Here is a 17,809-nt window from a genome sequence, read left to right on the forward strand (position 1 = left end):
CTCGAAGGGCAGGGAGCTTTGAGAATTAACCGCGTAACGGATTATTGTCTGCCAGACGTGCATCTTCGGCCTGGCAAGCCGCAGCTGTAAACAGCACATCGGTAGAGGAGTTCAGTGCGGTTTCGCAAGAATCCTGCAACACGCCGATGATAAAGCCGACTGCGACGACCTGCATGGCAATTTCATTCGGAATACCGAACATGCCGCATGCCAGTGGGATAAGCAGCAAAGATCCCCCCGCCACACCAGACGCCCCGCAAGCACACAACGACGCCACAACACTCAGCAGAAGTGCGGTTGGTAAATCAACCGGCACACCCAGAGTATTCACCGCCGCCAGCGTCAGCACGGTAATGGTGATCGCCGCGCCAGCCATGTTGATGGTTGCGCCCAGTGGGATTGAAACGGAATAAGTATCGCGATCCAGATTCAGCTTCTCGCACAGCGCCATGTTCACCGGAATGTTGGCCGCAGAACTACGGGTAAAGAAGGCGGTTACGCCACTTTCACGCAGGCAGGCGAACACCAGCGGGTACGGGTTGCGACGAATCTTGATGAACACCAGCAGCGGGTTAATAACCAGCGCCACGCCGAACATACAGCCAACCAGCACCAGCAGCAGTTGCGCGTAGCTCCACAGGGTTTCAAAGCCAGTGGTCGCAAGAGTTGATGCCACCAGGCCGAAGATACCAATCGGCGCAAAACGAATCACCACGCGCACGATGAACGTCACCGCGTCGGACACATCGTTAATCAGGTTTTTGGTGCTTTCGTTACCGTGGCGCAGAGCAAAGCCCAGACCAACAGCCCACACCAGAATCCCGATGTAGTTCGCTTTAAGCAATGCATCAATGGGGTTGGAAACCATGCTCATCAGCAGGCCGCGCAACACTTCTACAATGCCTGACGGCGGAGTGATATCAGTCGCACCAGTGACCAGGTGCAGCGTGGAAGGGAATGCAAAACTGACCACGACAGCAGTCAATGCAGCGGTGAACGTACCCAGAAGGTAGAGCACCAGAATCGGACGGATGCTGGTTTTCTGGCCGTGCTTATGATTGGCGATAGACGCCATCACCAGCATCAGAACCAGCACCGGTGCGACAGCTTTCAGTGCCCCAACGAATAATGTCCCGAGCAGACCGACAGCGATTGCTGCTGGTTTCGAAATTGCCGCTAGTGCGATACCGAGCACCAGTCCGATCAGAATTTGTTTGACCAGACTGCCCTGTGCCAGGCGTTGTAGTAAACCCGGAGATTGTATAGACATGAATAACCTTCCTGTGTTGTATGTCGTCCCATCCTGTGTCGGTACTCTGAGGTACTTTTTTGACCGGATGTAAAGAAATGTGTTTGCCTGGTCGAGTATAAGGAAATGTCGCAGGGTAGTAAGTAGTAATCACTGATTATTTCGGTACAGGCTAGATTTTATAACTAAATATTAACAAATATGTGACATTAGCAACACTTCATGCAGTTGGCGCTATAAAAAGAAAAACCCCGCCATAGACGGGGTTTGAAGGGTTTCGTAGGTCGGATAAGCGATAGCGCCATCTGACAAAAATCTTACTTCGCGAGCTTTTTCTGATCGTTACGGTAGTTCACGATAGCGTTAAGAATCAGAGTGAACGCCAGAATACCGCCCACCACGCCAAGCGAAATTGCGATTGGGATGTGGTAGAAATCGACAATCATCATCTTCACGCCGATAAACACCAGAATCACCGACAAACCGTACTTCAGCATGCTGAAGCGTTCTGCCACGCCTGCCAACAGGAAATACATCGCGCGCAGGCCGAGGATGGCAAACAGGTTCGACGTCAGCACGATGAACGGGTCGGTCGTCACAGCGAAAATAGCCGGGATACTGTCGACCGCGAAAATCACGTCGCTCAGTTCAACCAGAATCAGCACCAGCAGCAGCGGCGTTGCAAACAAAATACCGTTCTTACGAATAAAGAAGTGCTCGCCTTCGATTTTATCCGTCATGCGCAAGTGACTGCGGATCCAGCGCACCAGCGGTTTGTCACCAATGCCGCCTTCATCTTCTTTCGCCAGCGCCATTTTGATACCGGTGAACAGCAGGAACGCGCCGAATACGTACAGCAGCCACTCGAACTGAGAAATTAGCCAACTGCCCGCGAAGATCATAATGGTACGCAGCACAATCGCGCCCAGCACGCCGTAAACCAGCACACGGCGCTGCAAAGCCGCAGGCACGGCGAAGTAGCTGAACAGCATCAGCCAGACGAAGACGTTATCCACCGCCAGCGCTTTTTCAATCAGATAACCAGTAAGGAAGGCGAGAGCTTGCGTATCCGCCACTTCACGGCCTGCTGTCCCGGTGAGATACCACCAGAATGCTGCGTTAAACAGCAGCGAAAGCGAAACCCAGACCAGGGACCACGCGGCCGCCTGCTTCATGGACATGGTGTGCGAGCCTTTACGCCCCTGTAAAAAGAGGTCGATAGCCAGCATGATGACGACCACGACGGCAAAACCGCCCCACAGTAATGGAGTGCCGACACTATTCATAAAAATTATTCCTATAAAAACAAAAACGGCCAACGTCGGAAGACGCCAGCCGCTAATGCTTGCAACAGGGATCTCGCCTTCCGGCAAGGTCTCACTTACAACACGGAATGGTTTTTTGTATAAAAAGCCATTCGTATTGCTCGGTAACCGGGTGCTTTCACACCGTAATGACGATTAACCGACAATGAAGTTACTCCCCTTTGCGGGTAACAAAATATTACGGATGCTACAATCCGTCAACATGCTGCTACCCCGCTTTTACACACCTTTACGCCGGTAGCTGCACCGAGACATCATCCGCCGGGAATTTCACGCCGGTTTGCGAGCGGATCTCGGTACTCAAGGCCGCAGTAGAACGCGACGTCACCAGACCTGGATGATTCACTTCGTTGTCATTGACCAGACGAGCAAAGACTTCGGCTTCATAAAGCATAGTATTGATATGCTGTGGGAGCGTCAGATCCTGTGGTTTGCCGCCGCGTGGAATAAAGGTAATGCGCTGGCATTCAGAGATTTTCTCAATCACCAGTGAACCGGATTCGCCCTGAATCTCGCTTGGGATAGTTGAATCGCTGACTTTTGAGTGCAGCAGATTCACATCGAAATCGCCGTAATTCATCTGCACTGAACCGTGCGCATCGACACCACTTTCGAGCAGGCTTGCTGTCGCGTGAACCGAATACGGTTCGCCCCACAGTGCAACCGCCGAGGCCAGCGTGTAAAAACCGATATCCATAATCGAGCCGTTCGAAAACGCCGGATTAAAGGTATTAGGGTTTTCGCCATCGAGATAACGCTGATAGCGCGAGGAGTACTGGCAATAGTTGAGCAGCACTTTGCGGATCTTGCCGACTTTCGGCAATGCCTGCTGCAGTGCAATAAAGTTTGGCAGGCTGGCAGTTTTAAATGCCTCGAACAGCACGACCTGATTTTCACGCGCGCAGGCAATCGCTGCTTCCACTTCACGCAAATTAGACGCCAGCGGCTTCTCGCAAATCACATGTTTTTTATGGCTGAGGAACAGTAACGTTTGCGGGGAGTGCAGGGAGTTCGGGCTTGCGATGTAAACCGCATCAATGGCATCACTCTTTGCCATCGCATTCAGATCGGTAAACAGATGTTCCACCGGATAGTCACTAGCAAAACTTTGTGCCTGTTCCAGCGAGCGGGAGTAGACCGCGGTGAGTTTATATTTGCCACTTTCGTGGGCAGCATCGACGAACTGACGGGTGATCCAGTTAGTTCCAATAACAGCGAGGCGTATCATAAACGGGTGCTATCTCCGAAGGCGGGGTGTGTTTGAAAGACTATCACGATGTATTGGGAAAACCAGTGTTGGGAGTTGCAGATTTTGTTGGCTTTTGGTTGTACTCATAAGCCTTTATTAAGGCTTATGAGTACAACCAACTGATGATGCGCTGTTTTTTTCAGCACTTAGAACGTAAATGGTAGAATGGGGCTTGCAAGGCGGTCTGTGACAGGTATAATCCCCAACGTTTTCCGCATACCTCTTCGTGCCGAAGTGGCGAAATCGGTAGACGCAGTTGATTCAAAATCAACCGTTGAAAGACGTGCCGGTTCGAGTCCGGCCTTCGGCACCATATGTATGTAAATAGACCTCAACTGAGGTCTTTTTTTATGCCTTAAATCCAGTCCCCGCAAGGCTTTGCCCCGCTTTTCAGTCAACCGACGTCAATCTGAGTTACCCCACATCAACATGCTTGTGAGTATAGAACCGAGTATATATGCTGGTTCGATAATGCTTATATACTCACGGCAGCATATGGAAGGAATACCATCATGGCCCTGACTGATACCAAGGTGCGTTCGGCAAAACCTGAGGCAAAGGAATACTCGCTTGTAGACGGCGATGGCATGTTTTTGCTTGTTCACCCAAATGGCTCAAAGTATTGGCGGTTTCGCTTTCGCTTTGGCGGGAAACAGCATCTCATGGCATTTGGCACTTACCCGGAGGTGTCGTTGGCGGATGCCAGACAGAAACGAGAAGACGCCAGAAAGTTAGTCGCTGCTGGGGTCGATCCGCGTGAGCATAAACGAGCGAAAAAAGAAGAGCAGGCAAAAGCAATTTTTACCTTTGAGGTGGTTGCCAGAGAGTGGCATGCGACCAATAAAAAATGGTCTAAAGATCACTGCAATCGTGTTTTGAAAAGCCTACAAGACAATCTATTTCCGGCGATTGGTAAGCGCAATATTGCCGAACTCAAAACCCGTGATTTATTAGCACCCATTAAAGTGGTAGAGGCATCGGGACATCTCGAAGTGGCATCACGCCTTCAACAACGCACAACGGCAATTATGCGGTACGCAGTACAAAGTGGCTTGATTGACTACAACCCAGCACAGGAAATGGCAGGGGCTGTCGCATCCGCTAATCGACAGCATCGTCCGGCACTTGAGTTAAAACGTACTTCTGAGCTACTTCATCGAATTGATAGTTATACTGGAAGACCGTTAACTCGTCTGGCAGTCGAACTTACACTGCTAATTTTCATTCGTTCAAGCGAGTTACGTTTTGCTCGTTGGTCAGAGATCGACTTTGAAACGTCTATGTGGACGCTCCCTCCAGAGCGAGAACCGATCGAGGGTGTTAAGCATTCTCAGCGCGGTTCAAAAATGCATACACCTCATCTTGTTCCACTTTCCCGACAAGCACTAGAGATCATAAAGCAAATACAGAAATTTAGCGGCGACCACGAGTTGATATTTATTGGTGATCACAATCCACGAAAACCGATGAGTGAAAATACGGTGAACAAAGCGCTGCGTGTTATGGGTTATGACACTAAGGTTGAAGTCTGCGGCCATGGCTTCAGGACGATGGCATGTAGCTCGCTGATTGAATCAGGGTTGTGGTCGAGGGATGCGGTTGAGCGGCAAATGAGCCATATGGAGCGTAACTCTGTGCGGGCGGCTTACATTCATAAAGCCGAACATCTTGATGAGCGCAGACTGATGCTGCAGTGGTGGGCGGATTTTCTTGATGCCAACAGGCAGCAAACTATCTCACCTTTTGATTATGCAAAAGTAAATAATCCATTCAAATAACCACAACTGGTCATTTATGGTAATGCATCTCATTGAATAATTTTTTGATATCAATGAAAGCCTCTTTCAAAAGACAGGGGCTTTTTTGCGTTTTAATCAAACTAAAAGGAAATCATGATGGAAAATAACATTTGTTGTCAGGCAGGCGCATCTGGGCTGAGAATAATTTAAGCCAGATGTAATCTGACAGATACCTGTATAAATAACCGGTGACTGTCAGATCAGGTCTGAGTTAATACAAATTAAGAACACTCAGCATAAGTGTGGTAGGACTTACGCTGAGGGAGGAACACCCATCACGTCACTATATCAACAATATCTGTACCACTTAAGAAATCATCCGTTTGCGCAAAAATAAACTGCTTTAAAAACTGATCAATGCGTATATTCAATTTAAATGGAGGTATGATTACGCCGTCTTGTTTTTCAAAATAGATCTTAGCTTTTGCCTTATCTACCGAATCTTTTAATGCGTCGAAACGACCAAACTCGTTGAGATTCTTATCATTAACACTATCAGCCATTAATGCTATGAGTAGCCCTTTATCTAAACCAAGAGCATTAACAACTGCGTTTAATTGCGCATTTTCAGCGTTATCTTTGTAGGTGTTGATGTAGTCTCTAAAAGTATGGCCTTCAATTAACTGCGCATCGCCACGCTGCAAGTCGTGCAAGAAGAGCTTGGCGTACTTTTGCTCACTTTGGGTGAGCGATGCAAATGACTTGTGCAGCTCATTTAATGTGGTTTCAATGCTCGCAGAGTCTTGATGTATGTTCAGCTCTTTTAAATATTTATCAAAGCGGCTGTTCATATAGTCCGCATCTATCTTGCCGGTATCTATCTCAGTTAAATAACCACTGATATCAAAAGGCACATCGCCGCCACCTTCGCCACCGCCACCACTTTTGCCTACCAACTCTTTGTAACGCAGAACCAGGCTCAGGTAAGTTTGTTCGTCTATAGCCCGCGTTACCTCATGCTCTACATCATTTTCAGTAAATGAATACACCGACTTGTCCCACTGTAAACCTTGTACTTTGGCGGCTTCGAGATGCTGGCTAAAGGTGTTAAATAATTTGGCGAATTGGGCACAGGTTTCTATATCGTCTGGCAGCTTTTCAAAATTATCAACACCGGCGCTGACAAACAGCTCGGTAATGTCAGCCACTAATTCATTCATGGCTTTAAGATTGCTTTCTAACCTATCAACAAATAAGCCGATAGGTGTGTCGCCAGAATACAGTTTTACCGCATCGATAATGTGCTGCTCCATGGTGTGTGGATAGCGGTAATAACGGATGATGCCGTGGGGTTTGTCGGGGCCAAATAAACGATTGGTGCGTGAGAACGCTTGAATAATGTTTTGGTATCTAATCACCTTGTCTAAATACAAAGTATTAAGCCATTTAGAGTCAAAGCCAGTAAGCATTTGATCTACAACAATCAGTAAATCTAATTGCTTTGAAGGCTCGGTATGAATGCGCTCGTAGGGCTTTTTATGGGCAAGGCGTGCCGCCAGATCTTTTTTAAAGGCTGCATGGCGGGCAAAATCAAAATCTTGACTGTAACGCGCGTTATAGTCGGCCATAATTTCTTCCAGACCATCGCCTTTAAAGGTGGGGTCACGGTCGCCACTACCGTCGTTATCAATGTTCGGGTCAAACAGGGCCGATACTTTAAGTTCAGGTTTGGCGGCTTTTAAACGACGATAATAATCAATGGCTTCAGCAATGCTGTTAGTGGCAAAAATAGCATGGAATTTATTACACTGGCTGAGCACATCCCATTTATGCAGAATATCTTCCACCACTTTGGCTTGGTGAGTTTCGCTTAAATATTGGCTTTTAGGCACATAGTCTTCAATGCCTTTGTGGTACTTGCCTGTGGCGTTTTTATTGCCAGCCATAGGTACATCTTTCATAAAGTGGTTAAACTTTTTCTTTTTGGCTGGGTTATCCATAGCCTCCATTACCGTGTTGGCTTTGGCTTGTTCTAACGCTACCGCTTGTCTTAGATCACTGTCTCTAAAAGTTGGAACTTTGTAAGGGTCGAAGCCCAGCACGTTGCCATCGCGTATACCATCGGCAATGCTATAGCGGTGTAGCTCGTTGCCAAATACGGTACTGGTGGTATTGCCGTTTTTTTCGTTTTCTTCTTGAATTGGTGTACCGGTAAAGCCAAAAAATAATGCGCGCGGAAAGGTACGTTTAATAATAATCAGCATGTCGCCAAAGGTAGAGCGGTGCGCCTCATCGACAATAAACACCAAACGCTTAGCGCGAATTTTTTCAATATCCGCAGAGTTTGTGGCCGTGCCTGCATCGTCTATCGCTTCAAAAATATTACTCATTTTTTGAATGGAGCTAACAATTAACGTATCGGCGGGGGCGGTGCTTTTTAATTTGGTAATCAGTACGTGAGTATTTTCGGTGGCTTGAACGTCTTCGCCATCGCCAGCAAAATTGCGATATTCAGCGAGCGACTGGGTGCCCAGTTCAATCCTGTCCATTAAAAAAATCACTTTATCGGCATCTTTGGATTGTGCAATCAATTGCGCCGATTTAAAGCTGGTCATGGTTTTACCCGAACCCGTGGTATGCCACACGTAACCCCCGAGGCGATCGGGATTATTGGCCGCGCTACCCAGTTGCTGCCAGTTGGTTTTGGCTACTTTGTCAGATATCGCATTGGCGGCGTAATACTGATAGCTGCGCATAACTTTAAGCACGCCGTCGGTATCGTCGGCGACGGTATAAAAGCCAATCAACTGGTGCGCCATAGGGATGGAAAGCAAGGTTGAGGCGATGTCTTTCCAGTGGTTCATGGGTTCGTTATTAAAATCGGCCCAGTTAAACTGATAGTCGGGGTTAAACTTGCCGTCTAACCCTGGATTGGCAAAGTATTTTGTCTCATTGGGTTCCATTGCCACATAGACTTGGATAAGCGAAAGCAAGCCGCTAAATACACCCTCTTTGCTGTATTTTTCAATTTGGTTCACTGACTGGCTAACCGGTATGCCGCTGCGCTTTAGCTCTACATGGATCACCGGCATACCGTTAATCAGTAGCAGCACATCACCGCGTCTGTCGTTACGCAAAGGGCTGCCGCGTTCAAATTTGGGTTGCTGCACAATCTGGTAACGGCTTTGGCCTGCGGCGATTTCCTGGCGGTCGTATATTTTTAAGCTGACTTCTTTGCCCATATGCAAGGTATCGGCTGGGTTATCGCGCTTAATCGCTACGGTTTTGCCGTTAATTAAACCGTTTAGCTTGAGCGGGGTTTTAAGTTCTTTTATTTGCTCAATAATTTGCTGCATTTCCGTATCGGTTAACGGCACATCGTTTAAGCGGTCACGCTGGCGATTGTTTTCAAACAAAATGTTTGCCCAGTTTTGCAGTAAATCCGCTTCGGTTTTGTTTTTGAGTATCTCCGGCTCCCAACCTTTGTGGGTGAGTACCTCAATAAAGGCCTGCTCAAATTGCGCTTCGGTTTTAAAGGTAATCATGATGGCGCTCCCTGTTAGACAAACATTTTGCTCAAGCAGGCCTGCTTGATATTATTAAGTTTGGCGATTTGTTCTTGGTGTTTGTTTATTAATGTATCGAGATTTTGGAAATAGTTGCCTATCTTTTCTTGTTCCGTAAGGTTCGGAATGCTAATTTTTATATCCATAACTTTCGTTTTTGATATATTGTAGCGAGATATACCTTGAGCCAAAAATACAACTTTTTCTCTAAATGAATTTGACCGAAACATGTATGCTAGGTAATAGTTATCAAACTTTTGTTTTGGTCTATAGCCAAAACAAAAGCTATTTAGATATACATTTTTAATTTCGCTCATCCAAATAGACGACATTCCGACTTCTTCAGGCGTCTCTGAGGAAGTAGTAAAAAAAACGTCACCTTTCTTGACTTCGTTTTGATTTGTATCGATCTCTATCGGTTCAACTGAATTTTCATTTGAAATCGCATTTGAAAATACATTTAGGTACGTAACAAATCGACCTTGGCCATGCCCAAAATCATCTTTAGTTTTACCTGATAATCCAGTAAATGTGTCGCCTATCTCTCCTAACTTCTTCCTCTCCCACTCCCCACTAAACCCTTTAAAGCGGATTTCTGGGATGGTTTCGCCTTGTTGGGGGAACATTTTTTCCAGCATGGCTTTTTTAATGCTGCTGAGTTTGTCATGCTTTTGTTGGTGTTGAGTGATTAGTGCATCGAGATTTTTGAAATATTGGCCGATCTTATCAGACTCAACAACATCTGGTGGGCAGTTAACCACAACTTTCTTAATTTCATTCATATTGATCTTTTTAGGGAATGCAATATGTAGAGTTCGAAGCCAAATATCTTTTTGAACAAATGGTGACGCGATTGAACTTTTTAAAAAGTATGGACTTATCTTTTTATATTTTAATAATGCTAGAGTCACGTAATAAGCTCTATCATCATCAGTTTCAACAACGTTTGCAGTTCCAACGTCGCCTATTCTGGTCATTAGTACATCATTTTTTTTTGGGTATACCTTAAATTCCCTCTTAAATGCCTCTTCTGAAATAAATTTCGTTGAAGTTAACGACTTGATATTCTCTGCCGAAAGAAACATTACGCCACTTTTTGTATATGCGGGCGTTTGATGAGTTCCATCATAGACATCAGTAATCTGACTTAAATTGAAATTGAGCCAGTTTGTACTGAACCCTTTAAACCGAATTTCTGGCACTTTGCTATCCATACTCATCTTATTCGCCCTTCAATAAGCTGGTGAGCTCTGCTAAGCCCTGTAAATCAAATTCATTACCTGTGAGCTCTCCCATTATCTCCGCCAATTCTTGCTCGGTGTTTTTTATCTCATTGGCCACTTGCGAGTAAGTGACGGCATATTTATCGGCAAGGGCTTGTACTTGGCTGGTAAGTTGGCTAATCACGGTGGTTGGCATGGCGGCGAGTTCGGTGCTTAATGGCGCAATCCATTTAAGGTGCAGCAGGTTGTTCACTTGTTCATCGGTTAAGGCTTCGATGGTCGTTTTAGTTTTTAAGTGCAAAACAGTGGCGGCATCTTTGACCGTTTTTTTCAGGGTTTTTTCTTCATCAATTAATTTGTTCGCACGAATGATTTTGGCTTCATAGCTGTCCTCGGCAAATTTAGTTTTGGCATCTTTTTGCTCTTTCAAGAAGGCTTTGGCGGCTTTGCCGACTTCGGCATTGGCAAAGCCGTCTTTGCTATCTTTTAACGTATCTTGTTCTTTTTCTTCTTCGGTTAGGGATTCTAAAATTTCTTCAAGCAGGCTGGCGATTTCAGCCAGACGGGTTTCTTTAGTTGCCAGAGCCTGTAAGTCATCACTTAAGTAAGTTTGTTGCACTAAATCAAAGGGCAATATGTGGCCTTTCCAGCCGTCTTGTACTTCGGTGTCTTTACCGTCTTTCTTCTTGATGACTATATTAGGGTCAACTTGTCTGGTGGCGGCAAAGCTTTCAGTTTGCATCATTTCTAAATCGGCGCTGATAATTTGCCATTGGTTGTTCAGAAATTGGTAAGCCTGGTATTTGTCGATTAAGGCAATGTGGGCTAAGCGAGTAAATAGCTCGGTACTCAATGCCGACTCTTGTTGGTTACGCTGTACGCTTTGCCAGTTTTGTATTAACTGGGCGTTTAGGTGGTCATCAAAGCCATTAAAGGCTTGGTTGTAGGTGTTGATAAACTCCAAAACTTGCGGGTGCCCACTAATGCTCGCGTTGACGGCTTGTTTGGCAATGGCCAGCTCACTATAAGCGGTAGATTTTTGCTTAAACAGAGCATCGTGCAATTGTGGGAAGGCTTGCCAATAGTTGTTTAGCTCGGCAATTTCGCTGTTGGGGATGCCGCCGAGCATAGTTGCGTGTAAATCCCAGCTTTGTGCCGCTGCAGATGAATCCACATAGCGCGGTATGTTGAGGTTGTAACCGTTGTCGCGCAGGGTTTGTTTGCTCACCAGTTGCGAGAACTTGTCGATACTTTCACGCTTAATCACTGCATCAGTAATGCGCTTGATATCACTGGCTTGAAGTTTGTTGTTTTTGCCTTCTTTCATAAAGTGTTTGGAGGCATCGACCACTAATACATCGGTGTTTTGGCGTTTTTGTTTGAGTACTAAAATTACCGTTGGAATGCCGGTGCCAAAAAAGATATTGGCCGGTAAACCGATAACAGTATCAATATGATTCTGCTCAATGAGTTGCTTGCGAATTTGACCTTCTTCACCGCCACGGAACAAGACACCATGGGGCAGTACAATAGCCATAATGCCATCGGGTTTTAGGTGATAGAGGTCATGCAGCAAAAAAGCAAAATCGGCTTTGGTTTTAGGTGCCAGGCCAAAACGTGAATAGCGTGGATCGCTGTCTTTAAAATTTGGGTCCCAGTTTTGTGAGTAAGGCGGGTTGGACACCACTGCATCGACATGCAAGGCGTAGTACGAGCCTTGAGGATCGCTTTCATCAAAATACGGCCAATCGTCTTCTAAGGTATCGCCATTACGGGTTTTAATGTTGCTGGCTTTGATACCGCGCATGATGAGGTTCATACGGGTTAGGTTGTAGGTATTGGCTTTTAGCTCTTGGGCAAAATAGGTGATGCTGTCTTTGTTTTTAGCGTATTTCTCGACCGCCTCACCGATATTGATCAGCAACGAACCAGAGCCGGAAGTGGGGTCGTAAATTTTGATAGTATCTTTGTGTTTTAACTCATGGGCGATGATGTTCGACATGAGCACCGAGACTTCATGAGGCGTGTAAAACTCACCGGCTTTTTTACCCGCATTGGCGGCAAATTTTTCAATCAGGTATTCGTAAATGTAGCCCAGTACGTCATACCCTTGATTGCTATTCATGGGGATGCTTTTGATCAGGTGTAGTAAGTCGCTGATGGCTTTGGTACGTTTGCCAGCACTTTCACCCAGTTTGCTTAAACCTGTTTCTAAGGTGGTAAAAATGCCTTCAAACAGTTTTTTGTATGTTGGCGAAATCAAACGGCTAAAGGCGGAGAGCGCATCACGCACGTTAGATTCAGCAAATTCGGATTTTGGATCAACCCATGTAGAAAACAGATTATCGTAGGCTATAAAGTAGCCCAGGTTGTCTTGCACGTATTTAACAGTGTCGGCGTCTTCTTCATTGAGGGCTTTGATGTCTTCGGGCGTCATACCCTGTCTGGTGACAAATTGCACTAGCTGGTCGCTGAGGTACTTGTAGAAGATGAAACCGAGTATGTAATCTTTGTATTCGTTGGCTTCAATTTTAGATCGCATCTGGTTGGCTGATTCCCAGATTTTTGCTGCAAGCTGCTGTTTATTCACTATGAGTCCTGTTAAAAACAATTCTTTTTTGGAAAGGGCAATTTTAGGGTTTTGATTGTACGTTTGATAAGAGCGTCTTGCTAGCGGCAGGGCTTTCGAATCTGCAGTATCGATTCCTACCAAACTTGCCAACTTTATCTGAGACAGCTTCGATGTTTTGGACTGACCCATTCCAACGGGCTTAGTAACTAAATATTGGACACATCACTCGCCCACATCATCCTCTCCCCGCGCTTTGCCATTATCCGATATGGCACAACCCACAATCTTAAGGTGTCAGAGAAAGCAAAGTGCTGCTGTATCGGCTGGCTAAAGTCATCATGCGCAGGGTAGATCAGGTACATTTCACCAATCCCATTAAGATACTTTTGGCCGTAGGCAAACATTTGATAGAAGTCGGATTGCGCCAGCCCATACAGTGATTTTTTTTGTGAGTTGTTATTCACCAGCTTCCATTTTGTATCCATCACCATTTTGGTTTGAACCGGTTGGCGTGATTGAATCAACAAGTCTGGGCGAAGCTTAAAGCAATCGTTAAGCCCATGCTTTACCAAAGAATAAGTGGCAGCCTGCGGTTTAACTTTAAGGTGAGGAGGGAGTTCGTCGGGAAGGGTTTGTGCAACAAAGGATTCAAATACCGCTTCCATAGGGAATAGGAGTGATATTGCATTGGTGTTTCCCAGCAAGGCACTGGGGCTCATCCCTCTGAGGATCAACTGTGCCCAGACCATCGGCTCGCTGTAATGAGCCATACCACGCTCAATGCGTAGGCTGTTTATATCGCTTTCAATATCCCGACTTAGTGGAATACCGTCAAAAGCAAAGCGCAGTTCGTAAAGCCAGCGTTGATTCTCAGATGAAAGCTTCAGGCTAAGTAGCCTATCCAGCGCTGAATGTAAGAGCCGATTGGCTGAACAATCCGGCATGTAGTCATCATAATCTATACAAAACTTATGACGATTCACCACGTTATGCCGCAACTGTGTGGAAAGCATCAGCTTGCCCTTCATAAAAGACAGATTACCTTGCTCGCTCACATAGTCGGAGCGCAAACCTTGTTTAAGCAATTGGCTGACGCTTTGCAAAAACTGGCTGATAAAAATCTCGAGCAAAGGCATGCGCTGTGCCTGGAGAGTTGCCTGCTGGGTTTGAATATGTCGAAACGCAGGCAGGTGACTTAGCATCGTGATGAATGTTTCTCGCGCACTCGCAGTAGTGAGGTTTTTACCAACCTTAGGCAATATCTCAAGTTGTAGACCGTGAGGCGTAGAAAGCATCCCCGCGTAGTTTTGCACCTGAAGCAATTTGAAACCTGAGCGTGAGGTGAGTTTGAGAAAGTGGTTTCCTTGAATGCTTGTTAGGCTAAGTGTTTCTAAATAATCAAAGACCTGTTGAGGGACCAGCTTTGCGCCAACTGAAGCCGCTTTTCCACTCCCTAGGAGGTCATATTCAAAAACAGAGAGCACTTCACCCATGGTTTAAAGCCTGCTCATCAAGAGTGGTCTGCTGTGGCTGATAAATAGCGCGGTAAGCCTGTGGCATATTCCAGATCTCTTCATCAAATGCTTCTAGCTCGTAAGCAGTCGATTGCTGATCATGGCGTCGTAAAGCATGATTGCTACCAAAAAGCGTATCCAGATCGTCGGTTTTCTCAATCACGAATTGCAGGCTGTCGTCTTGTTTCTGGTTGTCTGCCAGCACCAGACTGATCTTGTTCCAGTCATCGAAAAAGTATTCCTGTAACAGCGGAATGATCTTTTTCTGGAATGCGATCTTCAATTGTTTAAACGCAGCTTCTTCATCACCGGCATCGAGTGCATTTTTTACCGGCATAAAGAACGCATGTCCTAGCGTATGTTCACGATCGTAAAGTGCTTCGATGCGGCTGTTGAGTTTCTCTAACAACGACTCGAGTTCTATGCCTTTCACCTTACTTCCACTCAGCAAAGAGAGATCAGGCATCATCTCGACAAAGTCAAAGCGACGGCGCAAAGCCGTGTCCATCAGAGCTAAAGAACGATCCGCAGTGTTCATGGCTCCGATGATGTCGACATTGGCGGGTACGCTGAAGTGATCACCGCTATAAGACAGTTGCAAGCTCATTGCATTGGACATACCCGTACGCTTGTCTACTTCAATGAGTGAGATCAGTTCACCAAAGATCTTGGATATGTTGCCGCGATTGATTTCATCGATGAAAATGGCGTAGCGATGTGCTGGATCGGCATTGGCACGCTGACACAGGCGCATAAAGATACCCGGCTCAATAGGGTAAGAGATATTGCCACTTTCGTCTGAGCGAGCGCGGATACCTTCAATAAATTCTTCATAGCCGTAAGATTGGTGGAACGTAACCACTGCAAATCTTTGGATGGATTCGGCAGATTTAGGGCCGCGTTTAAGTTCGGCGTAGAGTTCTACCAAATCCTCCACTTGCTCGAGCTGTGAATCAACTAGCAACCATTCGCTATTATCTGTTTTGTTAAATACGGCAGGTTCACGACGATTCTTATAATCAACGGTTAACGACTCGGGAACGGTATAGGATTGCAAAGCAGCCCAGGCAGTATTCGATAAATTGCCATTACGACCATTTAATAATGCCTTACGTTGAAACCACGTATGCTCAATAATTTGGCGAACTTTTGCTCGTTTACCAAGATCGAGCAGTACCAGGGTTATGACTTGCATCCAGTTCAACGATTCAAGGCGAGAATCCAGCCAGGCATCACGATCGGCCAGTACAGCATGAGAAGTGTACTCTTTCATCTTTTGCTGCAACGTGAAGGTCTTGCCAGTGCCCGGCGGACCAAAGTAGATCACGTTAGTTGGTGAGTGTGAGAGGGGCTTAATTTCGGTGAGCTCACTACTGGTTGTTGATGTGGTGCTGGATACTTTCTCCTGTCTCTGTTCATTATCGCGTTCGCGTAATAATTCATAGAGATGCCAAATAGCCATATTCACGTAATAAGGATCTGCATTGGGAGATTGGGCGTGTATGGCTTGCTTCAATTCATTGTTTTTCTGCAACCAATTACCGTTCAGCGCCAAACCGAGGTGGAATTTCTTATTCAGAAAATCTGCCGCTTTAGTAAACGCATTCTCATCCACTGTACTGGTGCAGGTTTCTGGCGAAAACGCGGCAAAGACACGATTTCTCAAACTCCAATACATACGCTTCAGAAGCCCGGTCTCTTTTGCCTGCTTTAGAGCATCGCCAACATATTGGTAGGTCGCTTCATCCGGCTGCTGACGAATACGCTCGGTTAATTCTCTGAGCAGTGGCAGGCTTTGCTGATATTCCGCTAAAGACGGAACACCCTGGCGAATACTGGCAATACCGTTGCCACGTTCATACCAAAGCCGTTTGACCAAATCATCCGTTTCAGGCTCAGTAAAAGTTGAGGTTTGCTGTAGCAAGGTCGTAAATTCGCGGTATCGCTGATCCCACTTTGAAGCTGCGTAATTTTTATCTTTTGCCAGGGTATCAATCAATTCACTGAGAGTCAGCTTGCCTGCTTCGACACTATCCACAAGATCCATCGTGAGTTTCCTTTACTGTGACATTGCTTACTAGATAGCTAGTGTGCTGTTTTATAACTTATCTTACCAGGCATGTGTTTGTAGCCAAGCACCATGAGTAAGATTTTCAATGCAAATTACAGTTTTTTCATATTATTGAATTTATTGTTATCAATGGAGTATGAGCAGTGCGGATATTAGTGCAGAGCAGGCGCCCCTTCTGGGTTAGCAAGGTGCGATGGCTTTGAGTTGGAAGAGGAAGGGCGGGTGAGATTAACGATGTAACGGATGAGGTTCGCTGTCTTGACACTGTTCTGAACGTCGGCCGTGTGCCAAAAGCGGAAGTTGGTAAGCCTTGGTTCTATTGAGCATTAGTGAGTGCTAATGGATACTTGTCGTGGATGAGGAACGTTGGATCGTTACCAATAGACAAACCTCCACGCCAGGAATTATTTTATACGTAATAAATATTAATCCAAAAGAACCTTGTCAATAAATGCGCCGTAGAAATGTGAACGATTATCAAGCTTTTATCGCAATTGCCCGTGAAAAAAGTTTCACAAAAGCGGCCGCTCAGTTAGGTGTATCGCAGTCGGCACTGAGCTACACGGTAAGGACTCTTGAAGCGGATCTTGGCCTTCGTCTTCTTACCCGTACAACGCGTAGCGTTTCTGTGACAGAAGCTGGCGAGCGGCTACTTTCCCGTATAGGACCACATTTTGACGAAATTGAAAGTGAGATCGCCGCATTCAGCGGGTTGAGAGAAAAACCAGCCGGTACTGTGCGTATAGCTGAGGCACCGCTTATTGCCCGTCAAACCTGCAAATGTCCAGTATGTAACGTCTCTCTCAAAGACGCGAAAAGATTAGAAAAGCATATAAATAAAGCCCATTCAGAAAGACGAAGCTCTTCTCCCATCAGTAGTAATCCTTCGAAGAAAAACAGTATAACGACGATTTCCTATCAATGGGCGATAGCTCAACCGCTAGATAAAAAATACTCCGCTGTAGTAGAGAAATTTGTTGTTGAAAAAACGTTATCTGAAATTAAAAAAGAAATAGTGACCATCGTGAATGGCTATGATGCGGCGGATACTTCCAGACAGAGTTTGATGTCAGGACGGCTCATTCTGCTTGCCCATGCCAAGAAAAAACTTGCTACAAAAAGCAAATCTAGCAAAAACAAGAAAGTAATGGCAAAGGGTAAAAAAACCGGAAATGCCAGTTCACGAGACATCATGGACCAACACATTGGCGGGCGTAGGATTGTTGTATCCGGCGGTTTACCTTCCTTAGGAAAAAGGTGATGAGGTTAATTAACTGATAAATATAATTATTACTGTTAAA

General features: G+C 45.8%; 10 protein-coding genes and 1 tRNA gene. 3 read left to right on the forward strand and 8 right to left on the reverse strand.

The annotated features are described in order from the left end of the window. Nucleotides 1-25 precede the first annotated feature (25 nt). The 3 genes from sstT to LVQ76_RS14495 form a co-directional block, all read right to left on the reverse strand. The gene (gene sstT, locus LVQ76_RS14485) at nucleotides 26-1,270 is read right to left on the reverse strand and encodes a serine/threonine transporter SstT (RefSeq protein WP_232865613.1); all 1,245 of its coding nucleotides are present in this window, start codon (nucleotides 1,268-1,270) and stop codon (nucleotides 26-28) included. Nucleotides 1,271-1,566: 296 nt separating this feature from the next. Further along, complete coding sequence (locus tag LVQ76_RS14490) at nucleotides 1,567-2,535, reverse strand: TerC family protein (protein WP_232921912.1); 969 nt, start codon at nucleotides 2,533-2,535, stop codon at nucleotides 1,567-1,569. Between the two features lie 268 nt (nucleotides 2,536-2,803). Next, the gene (locus LVQ76_RS14495) at nucleotides 2,804-3,802 is read right to left on the reverse strand and encodes a Gfo/Idh/MocA family protein (RefSeq protein WP_232921913.1); all 999 of its coding nucleotides are present in this window, start codon (nucleotides 3,800-3,802) and stop codon (nucleotides 2,804-2,806) included. 249 nt (nucleotides 3,803-4,051) lie between these two features. On the opposite strand from LVQ76_RS14495, the gene LVQ76_RS14500 reads away from it, so the two are divergent. After that, nucleotides 4,052-4,136, forward strand: a tRNA-Leu gene (locus LVQ76_RS14500). A gap of 199 nt (nucleotides 4,137-4,335) precedes the next feature. Beyond that, entirely contained in the window at nucleotides 4,336-5,601 is a 1,266-nt protein-coding gene (locus LVQ76_RS14505; protein WP_232921914.1) for a tyrosine-type recombinase/integrase, read from the forward strand. A gap of 296 nt (nucleotides 5,602-5,897) precedes the next feature. On the opposite strand, the gene LVQ76_RS14510 is transcribed toward LVQ76_RS14505, so the two are convergent. The 5 genes from LVQ76_RS14510 to LVQ76_RS14530 form a co-directional block, all read right to left on the reverse strand. Then, on the reverse strand, nucleotides 5,898-9,107 hold the full coding sequence (locus tag LVQ76_RS14510; RefSeq protein ID WP_232921915.1) for a type I restriction endonuclease subunit R: 3,210 nt from the start codon (nucleotides 9,105-9,107) through the stop codon (nucleotides 5,898-5,900). 14 nt (nucleotides 9,108-9,121) lie between these two features. Then, nucleotides 9,122-10,348 carry a restriction endonuclease subunit S gene (locus tag LVQ76_RS14515; protein ID WP_232921916.1) on the reverse strand — a complete coding sequence of 409 codons (1,227 nt, stop codon included), beginning with the start codon at nucleotides 10,346-10,348 and terminating at the stop codon, nucleotides 9,122-9,124. 1 nt (nucleotide 10,349) lies between these two features. After that, complete coding sequence (locus LVQ76_RS14520) at nucleotides 10,350-12,941, reverse strand: type I restriction-modification system subunit M (protein ID WP_370640080.1); 2,592 nt, start codon at nucleotides 12,939-12,941, stop codon at nucleotides 10,350-10,352. Nucleotides 12,942-13,129: 188 nt separating this feature from the next. Further along, nucleotides 13,130-14,416, reverse strand: coding sequence for an McrC family protein (locus LVQ76_RS14525; RefSeq protein ID WP_232921918.1), 1,287 nt, complete (start codon nucleotides 14,414-14,416; stop codon nucleotides 13,130-13,132). After that, a complete protein-coding gene (locus tag LVQ76_RS14530; RefSeq protein WP_232921919.1) occupies nucleotides 14,409-16,484 on the reverse strand; it encodes an McrB family protein in 2,076 nt (691 codons plus the stop codon). The genes LVQ76_RS14525 and LVQ76_RS14530 overlap by 8 nt, the downstream gene beginning before the upstream one ends. A 475-nt stretch (nucleotides 16,485-16,959) precedes the next feature. On the opposite strand from LVQ76_RS14530, the gene LVQ76_RS14535 reads away from it, so the two are divergent. Beyond that, nucleotides 16,960-17,769, forward strand: a complete 810-nt coding sequence (locus LVQ76_RS14535) for a LysR family transcriptional regulator (RefSeq protein ID WP_232921920.1) — start codon at nucleotides 16,960-16,962, stop codon at nucleotides 17,767-17,769. Nucleotides 17,770-17,809: the final 40 nt, after the last annotated feature.

Origin of the sequence: Buttiauxella cochleicola, assembly GCF_021283185.1 — a bacterium.
Classification (GTDB): Bacteria; Pseudomonadota; Gammaproteobacteria; order Enterobacterales; family Enterobacteriaceae; genus Buttiauxella; species Buttiauxella massiliensis.

Bases quoted from the DNA above. Each gene is read 5' to 3' on its own strand.
- sstT (WP_232865613.1), bottom strand. From the start codon at position 1,270: ATGTCTATACAATCTCCGGGTTTACTACAACGCCTGGCACAGGGCAGT.
- LVQ76_RS14495 (WP_232921913.1), bottom strand. From the start codon at position 3,802: ATGATACGCCTCGCTGTTATTGGAACTAACTGGATCACCCGTCAGTTC.
- LVQ76_RS14535 (WP_232921920.1), top strand. From the start codon at position 16,960: ATGCGCCGTAGAAATGTGAACGATTATCAAGCTTTTATCGCAATTGCC.
- LVQ76_RS14510 (WP_232921915.1), bottom strand. From the start codon at position 9,107: ATGATTACCTTTAAAACCGAAGCGCAATTTGAGCAGGCCTTTATTGAG.
- LVQ76_RS14490 (WP_232921912.1), bottom strand. From the start codon at position 2,535: ATGAATAGTGTCGGCACTCCATTACTGTGGGGCGGTTTTGCCGTCGTG.
- LVQ76_RS14530 (WP_232921919.1), bottom strand. From the start codon at position 16,484: ATGGATCTTGTGGATAGTGTCGAAGCAGGCAAGCTGACTCTCAGTGAA.
- LVQ76_RS14515 (WP_232921916.1), bottom strand. From the start codon at position 10,348: ATGAGTATGGATAGCAAAGTGCCAGAAATTCGGTTTAAAGGGTTCAGT.
- LVQ76_RS14525 (WP_232921918.1), bottom strand. From the start codon at position 14,416: ATGGGTGAAGTGCTCTCTGTTTTTGAATATGACCTCCTAGGGAGTGGA.
- LVQ76_RS14505 (WP_232921914.1), top strand. From the start codon at position 4,336: ATGGCCCTGACTGATACCAAGGTGCGTTCGGCAAAACCTGAGGCAAAG.